The following is a 15,877-nucleotide window of genomic DNA, read 5'->3' as shown; positions in this document are numbered from 1 at the left end:
TTTCAATAATAATTCATTTCAGTGGATCGAAGACGATGAAACTCTCGCTCAAGCAAGGCCTGCTTTGCGTGGCCGCGCTGTCGGCCGCCGCCTGGCAACTGGCCATTTCGGCGCCGGCGCCCGGAGTGGACCATGCGCAAATGCCACAAATCATTGATGACCTGCCTGCCGATTACGCGGCGGACCTGACGGCGGAGCAAAGAACCCTGGTCGATCGCGGCCGATATATCGCACGCCTGGGAGATTGCGTTGCCTGCCACACCGGCAATAAATCCCAGCCCATGGGTGGTGGGCTGGCGCTGGAGACGCCATTCGGCAAGATCTATTCCACCAATATCTCGCCCGACGCCGATACGGGCATGGGCAAATACAGCTTCGAGCAGTTCGACCGCGCCATGCGCAAGGGCGTCGCGGCCGATGGCCGCAACCTGTACCCGGCCATGCCCTATCCCTCCTACGCCAAGATGACGGCCGAGGACATGCAGGCCCTGTACGCCTATCTGTTGCAGGGCGTGGCGCCCGTGAAGGCGGCCAACAAGGAGTCCGACCTGGGCTTTCCCTTCAACCAGCGCTGGGGCCTGGCGCTGTGGAACTGGGTGTTTCTGGATGACACGCCCTTCCAGCCCCAGCCGCAGCAAACTGCCCAGTGGAACCGGGGTGCCTACCTGGTGCAGGGCCTGGGCCACTGCGGCGCCTGCCATACGCCGCGCGGCGTTGGCTTCCAGGAAAAGACCATGACCGGCGAGGGCGGCAAGGGCGAGTATTTCCTGGCCGGCGAGACCGTGGAGAACTGGCGCGCGCTGAGCCTGCGCAATCTGTGGACACCCGAGGAAACCGCCCAGTTGCTCAAGACCGGGCGCAACAGCCACGGCACGGTCTCCGGCAACATGGTCGACGTGGTGCAGCACAGCACGCAGTACATGAGCGATGCGGACCTGCTGGCCATTGGCACTTATCTGAAGTCGCTGCCCGCAGGCAAGAGCGATCTGCCCATGCAGGTGGCCCAGGGGCCGGGGCCGGTCATCGCCCCGCATCCGGCGTCGCAGGCTTCCGTGCATGCGCCGTCCGCCACGCCGGCAGTGTCTTCCGATGTGCCTGCCGATCTCTACGCCAGCCGTGGCGGCCTGGGCTATCTGCAGTTCTGCGCCGACTGCCACCGTGCCGATGGCGGTGGCGTGAAGGACGTGTTCCCGCCACTGGCCGGCAATTTCTCGCTGCAGTCGCAGGACCCGTCCACGCTGATCCATCTGATGCTGGTGGGCTGGAAGGCGCCCGTCACGCAAAGCCATGCGCGGCCGCTGACCATGCCGGCCTTCGCACAGCTCAAGGATGCGGAGATTGCCGACATCCTCAACTTCGCCCGCAAGAGCTGGGGCCGTGCCGATGCGCGCGAGATCCATGCCAAGGAGGTGCAATCCATGCGCAAGCAGCTCGACGCCAAGGGCGAAAGCGCGCGCCCCTTCGAGACGCCGCGCCTGGCCGCCATGCTGGACGAATCCAACGCGAAGCAACTGGTCTACGGCGCCCGCCTGAACATAGAGACGCGTGACCTGCTGCCCAGGAATGTGGGCAATGCGCTGAACTGCGCCAGCTGCCACCTGAACGCGGGCACGGTGGCCGATGGTTCGCCATATATCGGTGTCTCGGCCTTCTTCCCCGGCTATGCGCCGCGCGCGGGCCGCGTCATCACGCTGGAGGACCGCATCAATGGCTGCTTCCTGCGCTCCATGAACGGCAAGCCTCTGCCGCTGGAGTCCGACGAGATCAAGGCCATGGTGGCCTACTTCGACTGGATGCGCCGCGAAACCAAACCCGAAGACAAGGTCGAAGGCCGGGGCGTGGGCAAGATCAGCCAGTCCATCGTGCCCAACGTGGACAACGGCAAGAAGGTCTATGCGGCCCAGTGCGCGGTCTGCCATGGCGGCGAGGGCGAGGGCGTGAAGAACGCCAAGGGCCAGTGGGTCTATCCGCCGCTGTGGGGTGACGAGTCCTTCAACATCGGCGCGGGCATGGCGCGCACCTACACGGCAGCGGCCTTCGTCAAGCGCAACATGCCCATCGCCTTCCATGGCAACTTCCCGCTGGGCCAGGGCGGCCTCAGCGACCAGGAGGCCGTGGACGTGGCCGAGTACTTCAGCCACCAGCCGCGCCCGGACTTTGCCAACAAGCACAAGGACTGGCCCAAGGACAAGAAGCCGGCCGATGCGCGGTACTGAGGTGCTGAGGTACTGATGGAATCCTGAAAACACAAGGCCCGGCGCTGGGCCCGCGCCACCCGGCGCCATCAACCGTGGCGCAGGCAAAAGTGTGATGCGCTGGCGGTGCGGGTTCCCGCGTTGGGCGGTGCCAACTCGCGCGCCACGGTGGCCGCGAAGCTGGCCAGGCTGGCCGTGCGCAGCGCGATGAAGGGCACGCCATGCCGCTCGCTGAGGCGCTTGAGGTTGACCACGGAATCATGGTCCACGCAGTCCACGGGGAACACCACCAGGTCGACGCGGGGCAGCTGCGCGGCCAGCAGGCCCTTGCGCGTTTCCAGTCCGCCGTCGTGGTGCAGGAATTCGCCGCCATGGCGTTGCACATGGTCGCGTATGGCAGGGGTGGAGCTGGGGCGCCCGCCCACGTAGAGCAGCTTGCGGCCCTGCAGCGCCTGCTGCTGCGCGGCATCAGGGGCCTGGGGCTGGGTGGCGGCGCGATGCAGTTCCTTTTCGGCGGCGGCCAGTTCCTCGGCTAGCCATTGCACGCGCTGCTGCAATTGCTCGGCCATCTGCTGCAGGCGGCCAGCCTCGGCCCAGGCCTGTTCGGCAGCGCGTTCTGCACGCTCGCGCTGTTCGGTGTGCATCCCGACCAGGGCGCCCGCATCGGCGGGGCGGGTCTCGCCGCCACGGGCTGTCCCTGCCCTGAGTTGCGACAGGCGGGCTTCGAAGTCCAGGGACTGCTGGCGCAGCTGGCCGGCCAGCGCATCACGTTCGAGCTGGGATTGGTGGTGGCGCTGGCGTTCGCGTTCCAGCTTGTCCTGCAGTTCCAGGTTTTCCTTTTCCAGTGCCACGAAGCGCTTGAGTTCATGCCGGTTGGCCGATCCCATCAGGTGCGACAGCATGTGCACCTCGCCAAAGGCCATTTGCCGCAGCGCAAAGCTGGTGCACTTGTGCGTGAGCAGGGCCCAGTAGGCGCCCGGAATCTCGCCCTGCTGCCAGGCCTGCTTCCACGCGGCCTCCAGTGCAGCCTCGTCCTGGGCGGCGGCAAAGCCCTTGATCACGGCGGCATGGCGCTGGTCCAGCGCCTTGTGGATGGCCTTGGACAGGTCGCCGTTCTCATGCGCCAGGCCCACGGCCTGGTGGTGCAGTTCCAGGTCGGTCTTGCCCTTGATATCCATGTGCCGGCCCATCAGCTTGCGCAGCTCGGCCGGGCTCAGGCAGGTGCCTATCACCGAGCAGTGCAGATGCGTGTCCAGCTGGTAGAGCCGGGTGCGCGCCTGGGCGTGCGCTGCGCCGCCATGCTCTTCGCGGACATGGTCGTGCCCGCAGCACTGGCCGTCCCCGGACTGCAACGCGCCGGCCGACACGGCGGCGCCCAGGGCGGCCATGCCGCCTGCGCTGAGTTTGAAGGGGGGCGTCAACATCGGAAGGCCTCTCATGGAAGGGCTGGTGCAGTTCGTAATATACGATGAAGCATAGCGAGGCGTGTGCCAGAGGTTCACATAGTTGACTGCCGTTGGCCGATGGAGTGTGGGCGCGCGGCGCGCTCAGGCCACGCGCTGCAAAAGTACGGGCACGGAAGACGCCAGCAGCGCCACGCCGGACAGGCACAGCAGGCCCAGCACGATCTGCCGGAACCGTGCCTCGCTGATACCGATATAGAGCCTGGAGCCCAGCAGCGATGGAATGAGCATGGCCGGCGCCACGATGGCGAACAGCGGCAGCATGCTGCGCGTGACCATGCCGGTGCCCAGGTAGGTGGCCATGGTCACGGCCAGCATGGACAGGTTGAAGTTCTGGATGACGGAGCGCTGCTCATCCTTGGGGTAGCCGCGCAGCGTGCACCACAGCGTGGGCAGCGTGCCCGTGAAGCCGCCCAGTCCGCCCATCACGCCGCCCGCCAGGCCCACGGCGCCGTCTGCCACCCGGCCGCCGCGCGCCAGCCTGGGCAGCCGGGCCGACAGCAGCATCACTGGGCACCACAGCACCAGCATGCCGCCCAGCAGGGCCTTGAACCAGGCCATGTCCAGGTGCGGCAGCAGCAAGACGCCCAGCGGAATGCCGGCAAGACCGCCCAGGATGAAGGGCAGCAGCTTTGCCAGCGCAAACCCGCGCCGCACGGTGATGGCCGACAGCACCTGGCCCAGCAGCGAGCCGAAGACGGTGAGCACGGCCGCATCGCGCGGCTCCAGCACCCATGCCCAGAACGACATGGCCACCATGCCGAAGGCAAAGCCCGACAGGCCCTGCACGAATCCGGCCGCCGCCGCGCCCAGCGCGATGATGAAAAACATGCCATCCATGGTCTGCCTGGTCCTTTCGTTTTGGGTGTGCAAGACGCCGGAATTCTGGAACGCATGCATAAGCAGAAATTCGTTTGTTTTTATTGTTCAATATGGTTTTGCTTATGACGCGCCACACCTGAATCCATGCCGCAAAACCGCACTGCATCGACCGCTGCCCAACTGGCCCACCGCATGGCCACGCGCCTGAAGATGAAGCATTTGCTGCTGCTGCGCTCCATCAGCGAGCTGGGCACGCTGACCCGCGTGGCCGAGCGCATGGCCACCAGCCAGCCCGCCGTGACCCAGGCCCTGGCCGAGCTGGAGTCATTGTTCGGCGCGCCGCTGTTCCTGCGTTCTGCGCGCGGCATGGAGCCTACGGAGCTGGGCGCGCTGGTGCTGGCGCGCGCCCGGGGCATGCTGGCCGATCTGGACCATTGGGCCCACGACATCGAGGCCGTGGGGCAGCAGCGTGCGGCGCACCTGCAGGTGGGTGTCATCCCCTTTCTGCCGGCGCGCATGCTGGCCGATGCCATCGGCAGGACGCGGCCGCAAGGCCGGCGCATCACGGTCACGCTGCATGAGGACACCAGCGACCGCCTGCTGCAAAAGTTGCGCGCACATGAGCTGGACTGCGTGATTGGCCGCGCCTCGGCCGTGCTGGACATGAGCGGCATACGGCACAGCGTGCTTTATGAGCAGGAGCCACGCCTGATCGCCCACCGCAGCCTGGCCACGCGGCTGGGGCGCCGACCTCTGCAGTGGGCCGAACTCACGGGGCTTGACTGGGTGCTGGGCCAGCGCCGCACGCCCATGCGCGAGCAGATCACCGACTTTTTTCTGCGCGCGGGCGTGGAGCCGCCGCCGCCGTTTGTGGAAACGCTCTCGGCCAAGGTGATCGGCGAACTGGTGGCGGCCAATGAGCGGGCCGTGTCCATCGTGCCGGCCGACATTGCCGAGGAACTGGTGCGCATCGCGGGCGTGGGCATCGTGCGCCACCGTTTTGGCTGGACCCTGCCACCCATCACCCTGTTCGAGCGCAAGGCGGGCGGGCAGTACGAGGAGCAGCGCCTGTTCGCCCAGGCGCTGAAGGAGGTTTGCTCCGATCAGGATTGACTGGTGGCCGGCTTGAAGAGCGCAGCCAGCAGCGGCGCCAGCGTGGGAAATTCCAGGGCAAAGCGGGCGCGGTCCACGAAGAAGGCCTCGCAGGCCACGGCGAAGAATTCGGCGGGCGCCGTGGCGCCATAGCCGTCCAGCCAGGGCCATTCGCCACCAAAGCGTTCGGCGATGGTGATCTGCTCACGAAAGGCGTCGTAGGCCGGCGCCCAGGCGGCCTGCCATATCTCGCGGGCCTGGCGCGCGGAGCCGCTGCCCATGAAACCGGGCGGCAGGGGCGGGCAGCCGTCGGCACCGCCGTTGCGCATGTCGATCTTGTGGGCAAATTCATGGATCACCACGTTGGCGGGCTGGCCGCCGTGGCCATGGTGGCTGGCATGCGACCCGCGGCCTGCGCCAATGGCCTGCCAGCTCAGCATGACGGGGCCGCCATGCATGGCCTCGCCCATGATCACTTCGTCGTAGTCGTGGATGACGCCGGCCTCGTCCATGCTCTGGCGCCGCGCCACGGCATCGCCCGGGTGCACCACGATGCCGACAAAGTCGTCATACCAGGACAGCGCGCCCTGCGGCTCGCCCCAGTGCAGCAGGGGCAGGCAGGCCTGGGCGGCAATCTCCAGCGCCATGGCATCGCTCACTTGCAGGCCGTGGGCGCCGTGGAAGCGCTTGCGCTGCAGGAAGACGGCGGCCAGGGCGCGCAGCTTGGATTGCTCCTCCAGCGTCAGCGACGCGAGAAAAGGGTAGGCGGCCAGCGTGGACAGCCACAGCGGCGCAGGAATCTCGGGCACCGGCGACACCGTGGAGCGTGCGCGGCGGCCCAGTCTGCGGACCCAGCGGCCCAGGTGTTGCCAAAGGCTCATGGCGGGCTGGCCTGTTCAAGAACATCGGACAGCGGCAGGCGCTGCAGGCCCATGCCGCGCTCCCAGCGCAGCACCTCGGCGCGGGGCACGGGCGCCGCCAGATCCCAGTCGCTGAGAACGATGCGCCGCAGGCCATCGCCCAGGTCATGGTCGGCCGGGCGGTGCGTGTGGCCGTGGATCAGGGTGGCGGCACCTGCGGCATGCAGCCAGCTGCGCGTGGCCTGCGCGTCAAGGTCGGCATAGGTGGGCATGGCGGCGCCATGGCCGTCCGATTCCCGCTTGCGCGATTCGCTCTCCTGCCGAATGCCGCGTGCCTGGTCGCGGCGCACCTGCAGCGGCTGGGCCAGGAAGCCGGCCTGCCAGGCCGCCGAGCGGGCCATGGCGCGAAAGCGCTGGTAGTCCACATCGTCCAGGCACAGGGCATCGCCATGGCTGAGCAGGATGCGCTGGTCGCCGCAGTCAAGCACGGTGGGATCGGTCAGCGTGGTCGTGCCGCACAGCGCATCGAACTGCGCGCCGGTCAGGAAGTCGCGGTTGCCCTGCATGAAGAACAGCGGCGTGCGGGTGGCTGCCGCGCGCATGGCGGTGGCGCATTCGGCCTCGAAGCTGCCCGGCTCCAGCAGGGCGTCGTCACCGACCCAGACCTCGAACAGGTCGCCCAGCAGAAAGACGGCATCGGCCCGCGTGGCGGCCAGGTAGTTCCGGAAGGCCTGCACGGTGGCGGGCTCGCTGACCTGCAGGTGCAGGTCCGAGATGAACTCCAGCGTGCGCCAGCCCGCAGGCAGTGTCCACTCGGCCGCAATGGGCGGCTCGGGAAGAGGGCGGGGCGCGGCGGTCTGGGCCATGGGACGGGGCACCCGGCAAGGGCGCTGCATGAAGGGCTGTAGGAGCCTTGGGACGGCTCTGAAGCGGGTCTGTTGTCCATGCGCACGGCCTGGTGCCATGCGCATGGACAACAGGGCGGCCGGACCCGAAAGGGCACGGCCGCCTCGTGTGCGCAAGCGCCTGATTACAGGGCCACGGCCTTTTCGATGATCACGTCATCCTTGGGCACGTCCTGGTGGCCGCCGTTGCGGCCGGTCTTCACGCCACGCAGCTTGTCCACGATCTCGGTGCCCTTGATCACCTTGCCGAACACGGCATAGCCCCAGCCCTGTGCGCTGGGCGAGGTGTGGTTCAGGAAGCCGTTGTCGGCCACGTTGATGAAGAACTGGGCGGTGGCCGAGTGCGGGTCGCCGGTACGGGCCATGGCCAGGGTGTACTTATCGTTCTTCAGGCCGTTCTTGGCCTCGTTCTCGATGGGAGCGTCCGTTTCCTTTTGCTTCATGCCGGGCTCGAAGCCGCCGCCCTGGATCATGAAGCCATCGATGATGCGATGGAAGATGGTGTTGTTGTAGTGGCCCTTGTTCACATAGGCCAGGAAGTTCTCTGCGCTCTTCGGGGCCTTGGCGGCGTCGAGTTCGATGGTGATGACGCCGTGGCCGGCGATGTGGAGTTCGACTTGGGGATTGCTCATGGCGATTCCTTGTTGGATGGAGGGGAAGGGCGTGCCACGCAAGGCGCGGCGCGCGGTTTACTTGACTTCGGTGGCCGAGAGGATGGTCACCGGCTTGGTGGGTACATTCTGGTGCATGCCCTGGTTGCCCGTGGCCACCGTGCGGATTTTGTCCACCACATCCATGCCCTGGACCACGCGGCCGAAGACGGCGTAGCCATGTCCGTCAGGCTTGGGCGCGTTGAGCATGTCGTTGTTCACCACGTTGATGAAGAACTGCGAGGTGGCCGAGTTGGGATTGCCCGTGCGCGCCATGGCGATGGTGCCCCGGTCATTCTTGAGGCCGTTGTCCGCCTCCAGCGGAATCGGTGCGCGCGTGGGCTTTTCCTTGAGGCTGGCATCCATGCCGCCGCCCTGGATCATGAAGCCGTCCATCACGCGGTGGAACACCGTGCCGTCATAGTGCTTGTCGCGCACGTACTGCATGAAGTTGGCCACGGTCTTGGGAGCCTTGGCCTCGTTCAGCTCCAGCACGATGTCGCCCATGCTGGTCTTGATCTGCACCTTGGGCGTGGCGTTCTGCGCCATGGCGGGCAGGGCGGTGAAAAGGGAAGCGGCCAGGGCCATGCCGGCCAGGGAAAGCGACGCAATGCGGCGTGTGGTCATGCGAATCTCCTGTGAAAGCCAAAGGGCTGGGGGATGGAGTGGGGAAAACCGGGCAGGTTCCTGCGGGTGCGCGCCAGGCATGGCAAGACCCGATCGACCGCCGCGCGCGCTGGCGCAAGGGCTGCGCGCGTGGGCCGGGGGCCTACTTGGCGGCGGTGACGGGCGCCAGCAGGTCGCGCAGCAGCTTGAGCTTGGGGCGCACGCTGGCCGCGCGGCCATCCAGGCCTTGCGCCTTGGAGTAGGCCTCGTAGGCCAGGCGGGCATGGATGTCGCCCAGGTTCTCGTAGGCGACGCCGTAGTTGGGGTTGTTGCGCACGGCGGATTCGAGCGCGGAGCGCGCCTTGTCGAGCTGGTTCTGGCCGGCATAGATGACCGCCAGATTGTTGTAGGGCTCGGGCAGCTCGGGATAGTCCTCGATGAGCTGGTTCAGCGCGGCGATGGCCTCGTCCGTCTTGCCGCTGTCGGTCAGTGCAACCGCCTTGAGAAAGCGCATCTGCGGGTCGCGTGCGTTCTTGGCCAGATAGGCATCGGCGCGTGCCAGCGCCTGGGTGCTCTTGCCGTTGCGCAGCAACTGATTCACTTCCGTATAGTCGTCGGCGTGGGCGTGGCCTGTTGCGAGCAGGGCCGCCAGTGCCGCGAGGCGCAGGGCGGAGCGAAACGAGTTGCGTAGAGGCATGTAGGTGCTTTCGGGGCCTCGGGGGAATGCCCCGCGGCGCGGGCTTATACTGCAGTCAATTGTAGCTGAGGGGTGTGCTGGGTCACACGGGCTCTGCGCCTGCCGCTCCTGCTCCCTGCTGAGCATGCCTGCATCGGCGCCAAGGGTCCGGCGGCGCGTGGGACGCGCCCCCTGCAGCGACCCTTTCTCCCCTGATAAACATCCATGAGTTTGCGTATCTACAACACGCTGTCGCGTGCATTGGAAGCGTTTTCGCCAATCGAACCGGGCCATGTGCGCATGTATGTGTGCGGCATGACTGTGTACGACCTGTGTCACCTGGGACACGCACGCTCCATGGTCGCTTTCGATGTGGTGCAGCGCTGGCTGCGTGCCAGCGGCCATCGCGTGACCTATGTGCGCAACATCACAGACATCGATGACAAGATCATCCGTCGCGCCGTCGAGAACGGCGAGACCATCCGCTCGCTGACCGACCGCATGATCGACGCCCTGCACCAGGACGCCGACGCCCTGGGCATCGAGCGCCCCACGCATGAGCCGCGCGCCACCGAATACGTGCCGCAGATGCTGTCCATGATCGGCCGCCTGCAGGACAAGGGCCTGGCCTATCAGGGCACGGATGGCGACGTGAACTTCGCCGTGCGCAAATTCCCCGGCTACGGCAAGCTGTCGGGCAAGTCGCTGGACGAATTGCAGGCCGGCGAACGCGTGGCCGTGCAGGACGGCAAGCAGGATCCGCTGGACTTCGTGCTGTGGAAAAGCGCCAAGCCCGCCGAGCCGGAAGAGGTCAAGTGGGCCAGCCCCTGGGGCGTGGGCCGTCCCGGCTGGCACATCGAGTGCTCGGCCATGGGCTGCGAGATGCTGGGCGAGAGCTTCGACATCCACGGCGGCGGCGCCGACCTGCAGTTCCCGCACCACGAAAACGAGATCGCCCAGAGCGAAGGCGCGACCGGCAAGCCGTTCTCGCAGGTCTGGATGCACAACGGCTTCATCAACGTGGACAACGAGAAGATGTCCAAGTCGCTGGGCAATTTCTTCACCATCCGCGACGTGCTCAAGCAGTACGACGCCGAGACCGTGCGCTTCTTCGTCGTGCGCAGCCACTACCGCAGCCCGCTGAACTACAGCGACGTGCACCTGAACGACGCACGCGGCGCGCTCAAGCGCCTGTACACGGCGCTGAGCCTGGTCGCGCCTGCCGAGGTTGCCATCGACTGGAATCATCCCGCTGCCGCACGCTTCAAGGCGGCCATGGACGAGGACTTCGGCACGCCCGAGGCCGTGGCCGTGCTGTTCGAGCTGGCTGCCGAAGTCAACCGCAGCAAGAGTGCCGAGACGGCGGGCCTGCTCAAGGCATTGGCCGGCTGCCTGGGGCTGCTGCAGGGCGACCCGCAGGCCTTCCTGCAGGCGGGCACTTCGGAGATGGATGCCGGCGCCATCGAGGCGCAGATTGCCGCACGCGCAGCCGCCAAGGCGGCCAAGGATTGGGCCGAGGCCGACCGCATCCGCAAGGCGCTGCTGGAACAGGGCATCGTGCTCAAGGACTCCCCCGCAGGCACGACCTGGGAGGCAGCCGCAAAGGGCTGATCCGTATGCCTTGCCAGATGTGCCGCGCCAGGTGCGGGGAGGTGCTTTGATGGCCTCCGCCAAACCCCTGGACACCATGGATTTCGAGCAATTGCCGTTGGTGGCCGATCTGCCCGTGCCCGAACAGCAACCGGCCCCGCTGCCGATGGTGACGCTGGGCGCGCGCGCAGGTTCGGCGCCTGCGGCCGCCGCTGCCGCTGCCTCCGCTCCCAAGGCCAAGATATCCCTGCCCGCACCGCCCGAGGGCGCCCCGGCCTACTGGGCCGAGGCCTGCCGCCAGCTGGTGCGGCGCGATCGCGTGATGAAGCGCCTGATCCCGCGCTTTGCCCACCTGGCCTTGCAGCCCGGCGGCGATGCCTTCGCCACGCTGGCGCGCTCCATCGTGGGCCAGCAGATCTCGATGAAGGCTGCCCAGACGCTGTGGAACAAGTTCGCGCGCCTGCCCGCCCGCATGGCGCCTGACCTGGTGCTCAAGCTCAAGGTGGACGACATGCGCGCCGTGGGCCTGTCTGCCCGCAAGGTGGACTACCTGGTGGACCTGGCCATGCACTTCACCGAGCACCGCCTGCACCAGGACGACTGGCAGGGCATGAGTGACGAAGCCATCGTGGCCGAACTCATGTCCATCCGAGGCGTGGGCCGCTGGACCGCCGAGATGTTCCTCATCTTCTACCTGCAGCGGCCCAATGTGCTGCCGCTGGACGATGCAGGCCTGATCTCGGGCATCAGCCAGAACTATTTTTCAGGCGACCCCGTCAGCCGCAGCGAGGCGCGTGAGGTTGCCGAGGCCTGGAAGCCGTGGTGCACCGTGGCGACTTGGTATATTTGGCGCTCGCTCGAACCGCAGCCTGCAGCCTGAAGACAAACCGATCACACCCGATCAACCCCCGTTTTCCGGCCGGAACGCATGCACCGTGCCTGGCTGGGACAAGGAGAAACAAGTTGGCGAAAAAGAACTTTCTGGATTTTGAGCAGCCCATCGCCGAGCTCGAATCCAAAATCGAGGAACTGCGCTACGTGCAGACCGAAAGCGCAGTCGATATCTCGGAAGAGATCGAGCAGCTCAGCAAAAAAAGCCTGCAGCTGACCAAGGACATCTACAGCGACCTCTCGCCCTGGCAGATCACCAAGATCGCGCGCCATACCGAGCGTCCCTACACGCTGGACTATGTGCGCGACTGCTTCACCGACTTCATCGAGATGCACGGCGACCGGCACTTTGCCGACGACCAGTCCATCGTGGGCGGGCTGGCGCGCTTCAATGGCATTTCCTGCATGGTCATCGGCCACCAGAAGGGCCGCGACACCAAGGAGCGCACGCTGCGCAACTTCGGCATGACGCGCCCCGAGGGCTACCGCAAGGCCCTGCGCCTCATGAAGACGGCCGAAAAGTTCGGCCTGCCGGTCTTCACCTTCGTGGACACGCCTGGCGCCTTCCCCGGCATCGAAGCCGAAGAGCGCGGCCAGTCCGAAGCCATCGGCCGCAACATCTACGAAATGGCCCAGCTGCAGACCCCCATCATCACCACCGTCATCGGTGAAGGTGGATCGGGCGGCGCCCTGGCCATTGCCGTCGCCGACCAGGTGTTGATGCTGCAATACGCCGTCTACTCCGTGATCAGCCCGGAAGGCTGCGCCTCCATCCTCTGGAAGACCGGCGAAAAGGCCCAGGACGCGGCCGATGCCATGGGCATCACGGCTCACCGCCTCAAGGCCCTGGGCCTGGTGGACAAGATCGTCAATGAGCCCGTGGGCGGCGCCCACCGCGACCCCAAGCAAATGGCCGCCTTCCTCAAGCGCGCGCTGGGCGATGCCTATCGCCAGCTGGCGGACCTCAAGCCCAAGGAACTGCAGGACCGCCGTTACGAGCGCCTGCAAAGCTACGGACGCTTCGCCGATACCAAGGCCGACAACCGCTGAAGGTCTGCGCCACGCTCTGGCACACTGAACGGCTCCCCCTGGGAGCCGTTTGCTTTTTGCGCCAATCCCTGGCCCGCGTCCTGATACCTCTGATCCAAGCCTGTGGAAATTCCGATCACCGACCCACTGCGCAATGTTCCGGCAGCCGCGCCAGATGCTGCACCAGGTGCTGCACCGGGTGCCGCTTTGGACGCGGCCATCCATCGCTTTGCGCCGCAACTGCCGCTGGCCGTGGCCTTCAGCGGCGGTGCGGACTCCACGGCGCTGCTGCTGGCCTGCGCCGAGCGCTGGCCGGGCCAGGTCGTGGCCATCCATGTGCACCACGGTCTGCAGTCGGCGGCCGACGCCTTTGTCGGCCAGTGCGAGAAAGTCTGCGCGCAGCATGCCGTTCCTTTGAAGATTCGCCGCGTGGACGCGCGCCACGCGCCGGGCCAGAGTCCTGAGGACGCCGCACGCCAGCTGCGCTACGCAACGCTGATAGAGGCCGCCCGCGAACCCTGGCCTGTGCAGGGCGCCAGCGGAGAGCCCTTGCCGCCCGTTCGCAGCATGGCGCTGGCGCAACATGCGGACGACCAGGTCGAGACGCTGCTGCTGGCCCTGTCTCGAGGCGCCGGTGTGGCCGGTTTGGCCGCCATGCCGGCGCAGTGGAGCAGGGCGGATCTCGAATGGCATCGACCGCTGCTTGATCTGCCCGGCCAGGTCCTGCGTGACTGGCTTGCGGCGCGTGGCCAGGCGTGGGTGGAAGACCCGACCAATGCCGACGCGCGCTATACGCGCAACCGCATCCGCGCCCAGTTGCTGCCCGCGCTGCAGCAGGCCTTTCCCCAGTTTCGCGCCACGTTCGCGCGCAGCAGCCGGCATTGCGCCGAGGCGGCCGAACTTCTGCAGGAGTTGGCGCAGGCCGATCTGGCGGCCATCGGCACCCCCCCCGGCATAACCGCCTTGCAGGCGCTGAGCCCCGCACGCCAGGCCAATGTGCTGCGCCACTGGCTGCGCAGCGTGCATGCCACCACGCCCAGTGCCGCGCAGCTCGATCAGCTGCTCGCGCAGATCGGCGTTTGCCGTACGCGAGGCCACCGCATCCATCTCAAGATGGGGCGGGGTTTTGTGCGGCGCCTGGGGTCGGTGCTCGATTGGTACAATTGACGAGTTTTGGTCCAACTTTGTACGAAAACCGGCGGCGCGCCAAAACCAAACGGCTTGCGCAAGACGGGTCCGGGCGGACATTTCGCTTCATGCGCAGTCCTCTCGAACATCCTGGCTTGCACAAGCATCCATCTGTCGTACAGCGCCGTGGCAAGCAGTTTCGTCACCCTGATATCCAATGGCACTGATCGTTCATAAATACGGCGGCACCTCGATGGGCTCGACAGAGCGCATCCGCAACGTTGCCAAGCGCGTGGCCAAGTGGGCTCGTGCGGGTCACCAGATGGTGGTCGTCCCCAGCGCCATGAGTGGCGAAACCAACCGTCTGCTGGGTCTGGCCAGCGAGCTGGCTCCCGGCTCGGCCAAAACGGCGTACTACCGTGAACTCGACATGCTGGCCTCCACGGGCGAGCAGGCGTCATCGGCACTGCTGGCCATTGCGCTGCAGGCCGAAGGCGTGGAAGCCATCAGCTTCTCGGGCTGGCAAGTTCCCGTGCGCACCGACAGCAGCTTCACCAAGGCACGCATCGAGTCCATCGACGACAAGCGCGTTCGCGCCGAACTCGACGCAGGCCGCGTGGTCATCATCACGGGCTTCCAGGGCATCGATCCCAACGGACATGTCACCACGCTGGGCCGTGGCGGCTCCGACACTTCGGCCGTGGCCGTGGCTGCGGCGCTGAAGGCGGCCGAGTGCCTTATCTATACCGACGTGGACGGCGTCTACACCACCGACCCGCGCGTGGTGCAGGCCGCCAAGCGCCTGAACACCGTGAGCTTCGAGGAAATGCTGGAAATGGCCAGCCTCGGCTCGAAGGTGCTGCAGATCCGCTCGGTGGAATTTGCCGGCAAGTACAAGGTGCCCATGCGCGTGCTCTCCAGCTTCACGCCCTGGGACATCGACCTGGAGGAGGAATCCACCTCCGGCACGCTGATTACTTTTGAGGAAGACGAAAAAATGGAAAAGGCCGTCGTATCCGGCATCGCATTCAACCGCGGCGAAGCCAAGATCTCCGTTCTCGGCGTGCCCGACACCCCCGGCATCGCCTACGGCATCCTGGGTCCGGTGGCTGATGCCAACATCGAAGTCGATGTGATCATTCAGAACATCAGCAAGGAAGGCAAAACCGACTTCAGCTTCACCGTCAGCCAGGGCGACTACCAGCGCGCCATGGAGCTGCTGCGCGACAAGGTCGTGCCCGCCCTGGGTGCCACCGAAGTCGTCGGCAACCCCAACATCGCCAAGGTCAGCATTGTCGGCATCGGCATGCGCAGCCATGTGGGCGTGGCATCCACCATGTTCCGTGCACTGAGCCAGGAAGGCGTGAACATCCAGATGATCTCCACCTCCGAGATCAAGACCTCCGTCGTCATCGACGAGAAGTACCTGGAGCTGGCCGTGCGCGCCCTGCACACCGCCTTCGGTCTCGACAAGCCGGAATAAAATCATCGTTTTGCCGAAACCGGCAAAAAAGCACGTTACAATAACGTCATTCCGGAAACGTGACCGAGTGGCCGAAGGTGCTCCCCTGCTAAGGGAGTATGGGGTGTAGAGCCTCATCGAGGGTTCGAATCCCTCCGTTTCCGCCAGGATAGAAAAAAGCCACCCGCAAGGGTGGCTTTTTTTATGAGAGGGTTGTTTTGGTGGCCTGATCCGGTGGTTGGGGCTGATGCTCTGGTTGCTGCGGTAGGAATCTTGTTGTTGGCGGGTTGAAAAAACGTGCTACAATGCAAGGCTCTGCTGAAGAGGAGCGATGCAGATCGCTGGTGTTAAGAAGATCGAAGAAATTTGATTGCAACGACGCTAAAAACTGTGCTAGAATTCAAGGCTTCGCTGATCGCAGCGAGTCGGAAGCAAAGAAGAAATTCTCTGCTTCGATCCTTAAAAATATACAGCCGATAAGCGTGGGCGTTTGAGGCGAACAGCCAAG

At 65.8% G+C, this 15,877-nt stretch carries 14 protein-coding genes and 1 tRNA gene; 8 read left to right on the top strand and 7 right to left on the bottom strand.

The features are described 5' to 3' along the window. Positions 1-35 precede the first annotated feature (35 nt). Positions 36-2,216, top strand: a complete 2,181-nt coding sequence (locus ACM14_RS22600) for a c-type cytochrome (RefSeq protein WP_065347354.1) — start codon at positions 36-38, stop codon at positions 2,214-2,216. A 68-nt stretch (positions 2,217-2,284) separates the two neighbouring features. On the opposite strand, the gene ACM14_RS22595 is transcribed toward ACM14_RS22600, so the two are convergent. Both ACM14_RS22595 and ACM14_RS22590 read right to left on the bottom strand, forming a co-directional pair. Continuing rightward, positions 2,285-3,619 (bottom strand): DUF2325 domain-containing protein, encoded by a 1,335-nt coding sequence (locus ACM14_RS22595; protein ID WP_065347353.1) that lies wholly within the window; start codon positions 3,617-3,619, stop codon positions 2,285-2,287. 123 nt (positions 3,620-3,742) lie between these two features. Beyond that, positions 3,743-4,498, bottom strand: a complete 756-nt coding sequence (locus ACM14_RS22590; RefSeq protein ID WP_225614328.1) for a sulfite exporter TauE/SafE family protein — start codon at positions 4,496-4,498, stop codon at positions 3,743-3,745. A 126-nt stretch (positions 4,499-4,624) separates the two neighbouring features. Between ACM14_RS22590 and ACM14_RS22585 the strand changes: the two genes are divergently transcribed. Beyond that, a complete protein-coding gene (locus ACM14_RS22585) occupies positions 4,625-5,593 on the top strand; it encodes a LysR family transcriptional regulator (protein WP_013803379.1) in 969 nt (322 codons plus the stop codon). Here the strand turns inward: ACM14_RS22585 and ACM14_RS22580 are convergent. From ACM14_RS22580 to ACM14_RS22560, 5 genes are all read right to left on the bottom strand, one after another. Beyond that, positions 5,584-6,453: a zinc-dependent peptidase gene (locus tag ACM14_RS22580; RefSeq protein WP_065347351.1), complete on the bottom strand. Its 870-nt coding sequence runs from the start codon at positions 6,451-6,453 to the stop codon at positions 5,584-5,586. The genes ACM14_RS22585 and ACM14_RS22580 overlap by 10 nt on opposite strands. Next, complete coding sequence (locus ACM14_RS22575) at positions 6,450-7,298, bottom strand: UDP-2,3-diacylglucosamine diphosphatase (RefSeq protein ID WP_065347350.1); 849 nt, start codon at positions 7,296-7,298, stop codon at positions 6,450-6,452. The genes ACM14_RS22580 and ACM14_RS22575 overlap by 4 nt, the downstream gene beginning before the upstream one ends. A 164-nt stretch (positions 7,299-7,462) precedes the next feature. Further along, complete coding sequence (locus ACM14_RS22570; RefSeq protein WP_063326722.1) at positions 7,463-7,969, bottom strand: peptidylprolyl isomerase; 507 nt, start codon at positions 7,967-7,969, stop codon at positions 7,463-7,465. A 57-nt stretch (positions 7,970-8,026) separates the two neighbouring features. Continuing rightward, positions 8,027-8,614: a peptidylprolyl isomerase gene (locus ACM14_RS22565; protein WP_013803375.1), complete on the bottom strand. Its 588-nt coding sequence runs from the start codon at positions 8,612-8,614 to the stop codon at positions 8,027-8,029. A gap of 142 nt (positions 8,615-8,756) precedes the next feature. After that, positions 8,757-9,290, bottom strand: coding sequence for a tetratricopeptide repeat protein (locus ACM14_RS22560; protein WP_013803374.1), 534 nt, complete (start codon positions 9,288-9,290; stop codon positions 8,757-8,759). A 204-nt stretch (positions 9,291-9,494) separates the two neighbouring features. Between ACM14_RS22560 and cysS the strand changes: the two genes are divergently transcribed. The 6 genes from cysS (at position 9,495) to ACM14_RS22530 (ending at position 15,536) form a co-directional block, all read left to right on the top strand. Further along, positions 9,495-10,880, top strand: coding sequence for a cysteine--tRNA ligase (gene cysS, locus ACM14_RS22555; protein ID WP_065347349.1), 1,386 nt, complete (start codon positions 9,495-9,497; stop codon positions 10,878-10,880). Positions 10,881-10,929: 49 nt separating this feature from the next. Further along, a complete protein-coding gene (locus tag ACM14_RS22550; RefSeq protein ID WP_034391589.1) occupies positions 10,930-11,739 on the top strand; it encodes a DNA-3-methyladenine glycosylase in 810 nt (269 codons plus the stop codon). 83 nt (positions 11,740-11,822) lie between these two features. Next, the gene (locus tag ACM14_RS22545) at positions 11,823-12,800 is read left to right on the top strand and encodes an acetyl-CoA carboxylase carboxyltransferase subunit alpha (RefSeq protein WP_012204428.1); all 978 of its coding nucleotides are present in this window, start codon (positions 11,823-11,825) and stop codon (positions 12,798-12,800) included. A 186-nt stretch (positions 12,801-12,986) separates the two neighbouring features. Next, complete coding sequence (gene tilS / locus ACM14_RS22540) at positions 12,987-13,946, top strand: tRNA lysidine(34) synthetase TilS (RefSeq protein WP_175403296.1); 960 nt, start codon at positions 12,987-12,989, stop codon at positions 13,944-13,946. 178 nt (positions 13,947-14,124) lie between these two features. After that, positions 14,125-15,390, top strand: coding sequence for an aspartate kinase (locus tag ACM14_RS22535; protein WP_012204430.1), 1,266 nt, complete (start codon positions 14,125-14,127; stop codon positions 15,388-15,390). 53 nt (positions 15,391-15,443) lie between these two features. Then, positions 15,444-15,536: transfer RNA gene (locus ACM14_RS22530), tRNA-Ser, on the top strand. The last annotated feature ends 341 nt before the right edge of the window (positions 15,537-15,877 follow it).

The sequence above is a fragment of the Delftia sp. JD2 genome, assembly GCF_001682645.1.
In the GTDB taxonomy this organism is placed as follows: Bacteria; Pseudomonadota; Gammaproteobacteria; order Burkholderiales; family Burkholderiaceae_C; genus Comamonas; species Comamonas acidovorans.
This window is presented reverse-complemented; position numbering and strand designations above follow the sequence as displayed.

Bases quoted from the DNA above. Each gene is read 5' to 3' on its own strand.
- ACM14_RS22600 (WP_065347354.1), top strand. From the start codon at position 36: ATGAAACTCTCGCTCAAGCAAGGCCTGCTTTGCGTGGCCGCGCTGTCG.
- ACM14_RS22595 (WP_065347353.1), bottom strand. From the start codon at position 3,619: ATGTTGACGCCCCCCTTCAAACTCAGCGCAGGCGGCATGGCCGCCCTG.
- ACM14_RS22590 (WP_225614328.1), bottom strand. From the start codon at position 4,498: ATGGATGGCATGTTTTTCATCATCGCGCTGGGCGCGGCGGCGGCCGGA.
- ACM14_RS22585 (WP_013803379.1), top strand. From the start codon at position 4,625: ATGCCGCAAAACCGCACTGCATCGACCGCTGCCCAACTGGCCCACCGC.
- ACM14_RS22580 (WP_065347351.1), bottom strand. From the start codon at position 6,453: ATGAGCCTTTGGCAACACCTGGGCCGCTGGGTCCGCAGACTGGGCCGC.
- ACM14_RS22575 (WP_065347350.1), bottom strand. From the start codon at position 7,298: ATGGCCCAGACCGCCGCGCCCCGCCCTCTTCCCGAGCCGCCCATTGCG.
- ACM14_RS22570 (WP_063326722.1), bottom strand. From the start codon at position 7,969: ATGAGCAATCCCCAAGTCGAACTCCACATCGCCGGCCACGGCGTCATC.
- ACM14_RS22565 (WP_013803375.1), bottom strand. From the start codon at position 8,614: ATGACCACACGCCGCATTGCGTCGCTTTCCCTGGCCGGCATGGCCCTG.
- ACM14_RS22560 (WP_013803374.1), bottom strand. From the start codon at position 9,290: ATGCCTCTACGCAACTCGTTTCGCTCCGCCCTGCGCCTCGCGGCACTG.
- cysS (WP_065347349.1), top strand. From the start codon at position 9,495: ATGAGTTTGCGTATCTACAACACGCTGTCGCGTGCATTGGAAGCGTTT.
- ACM14_RS22550 (WP_034391589.1), top strand. From the start codon at position 10,930: ATGGCCTCCGCCAAACCCCTGGACACCATGGATTTCGAGCAATTGCCG.
- ACM14_RS22535 (WP_012204430.1), top strand. From the start codon at position 14,125: ATGGCACTGATCGTTCATAAATACGGCGGCACCTCGATGGGCTCGACA.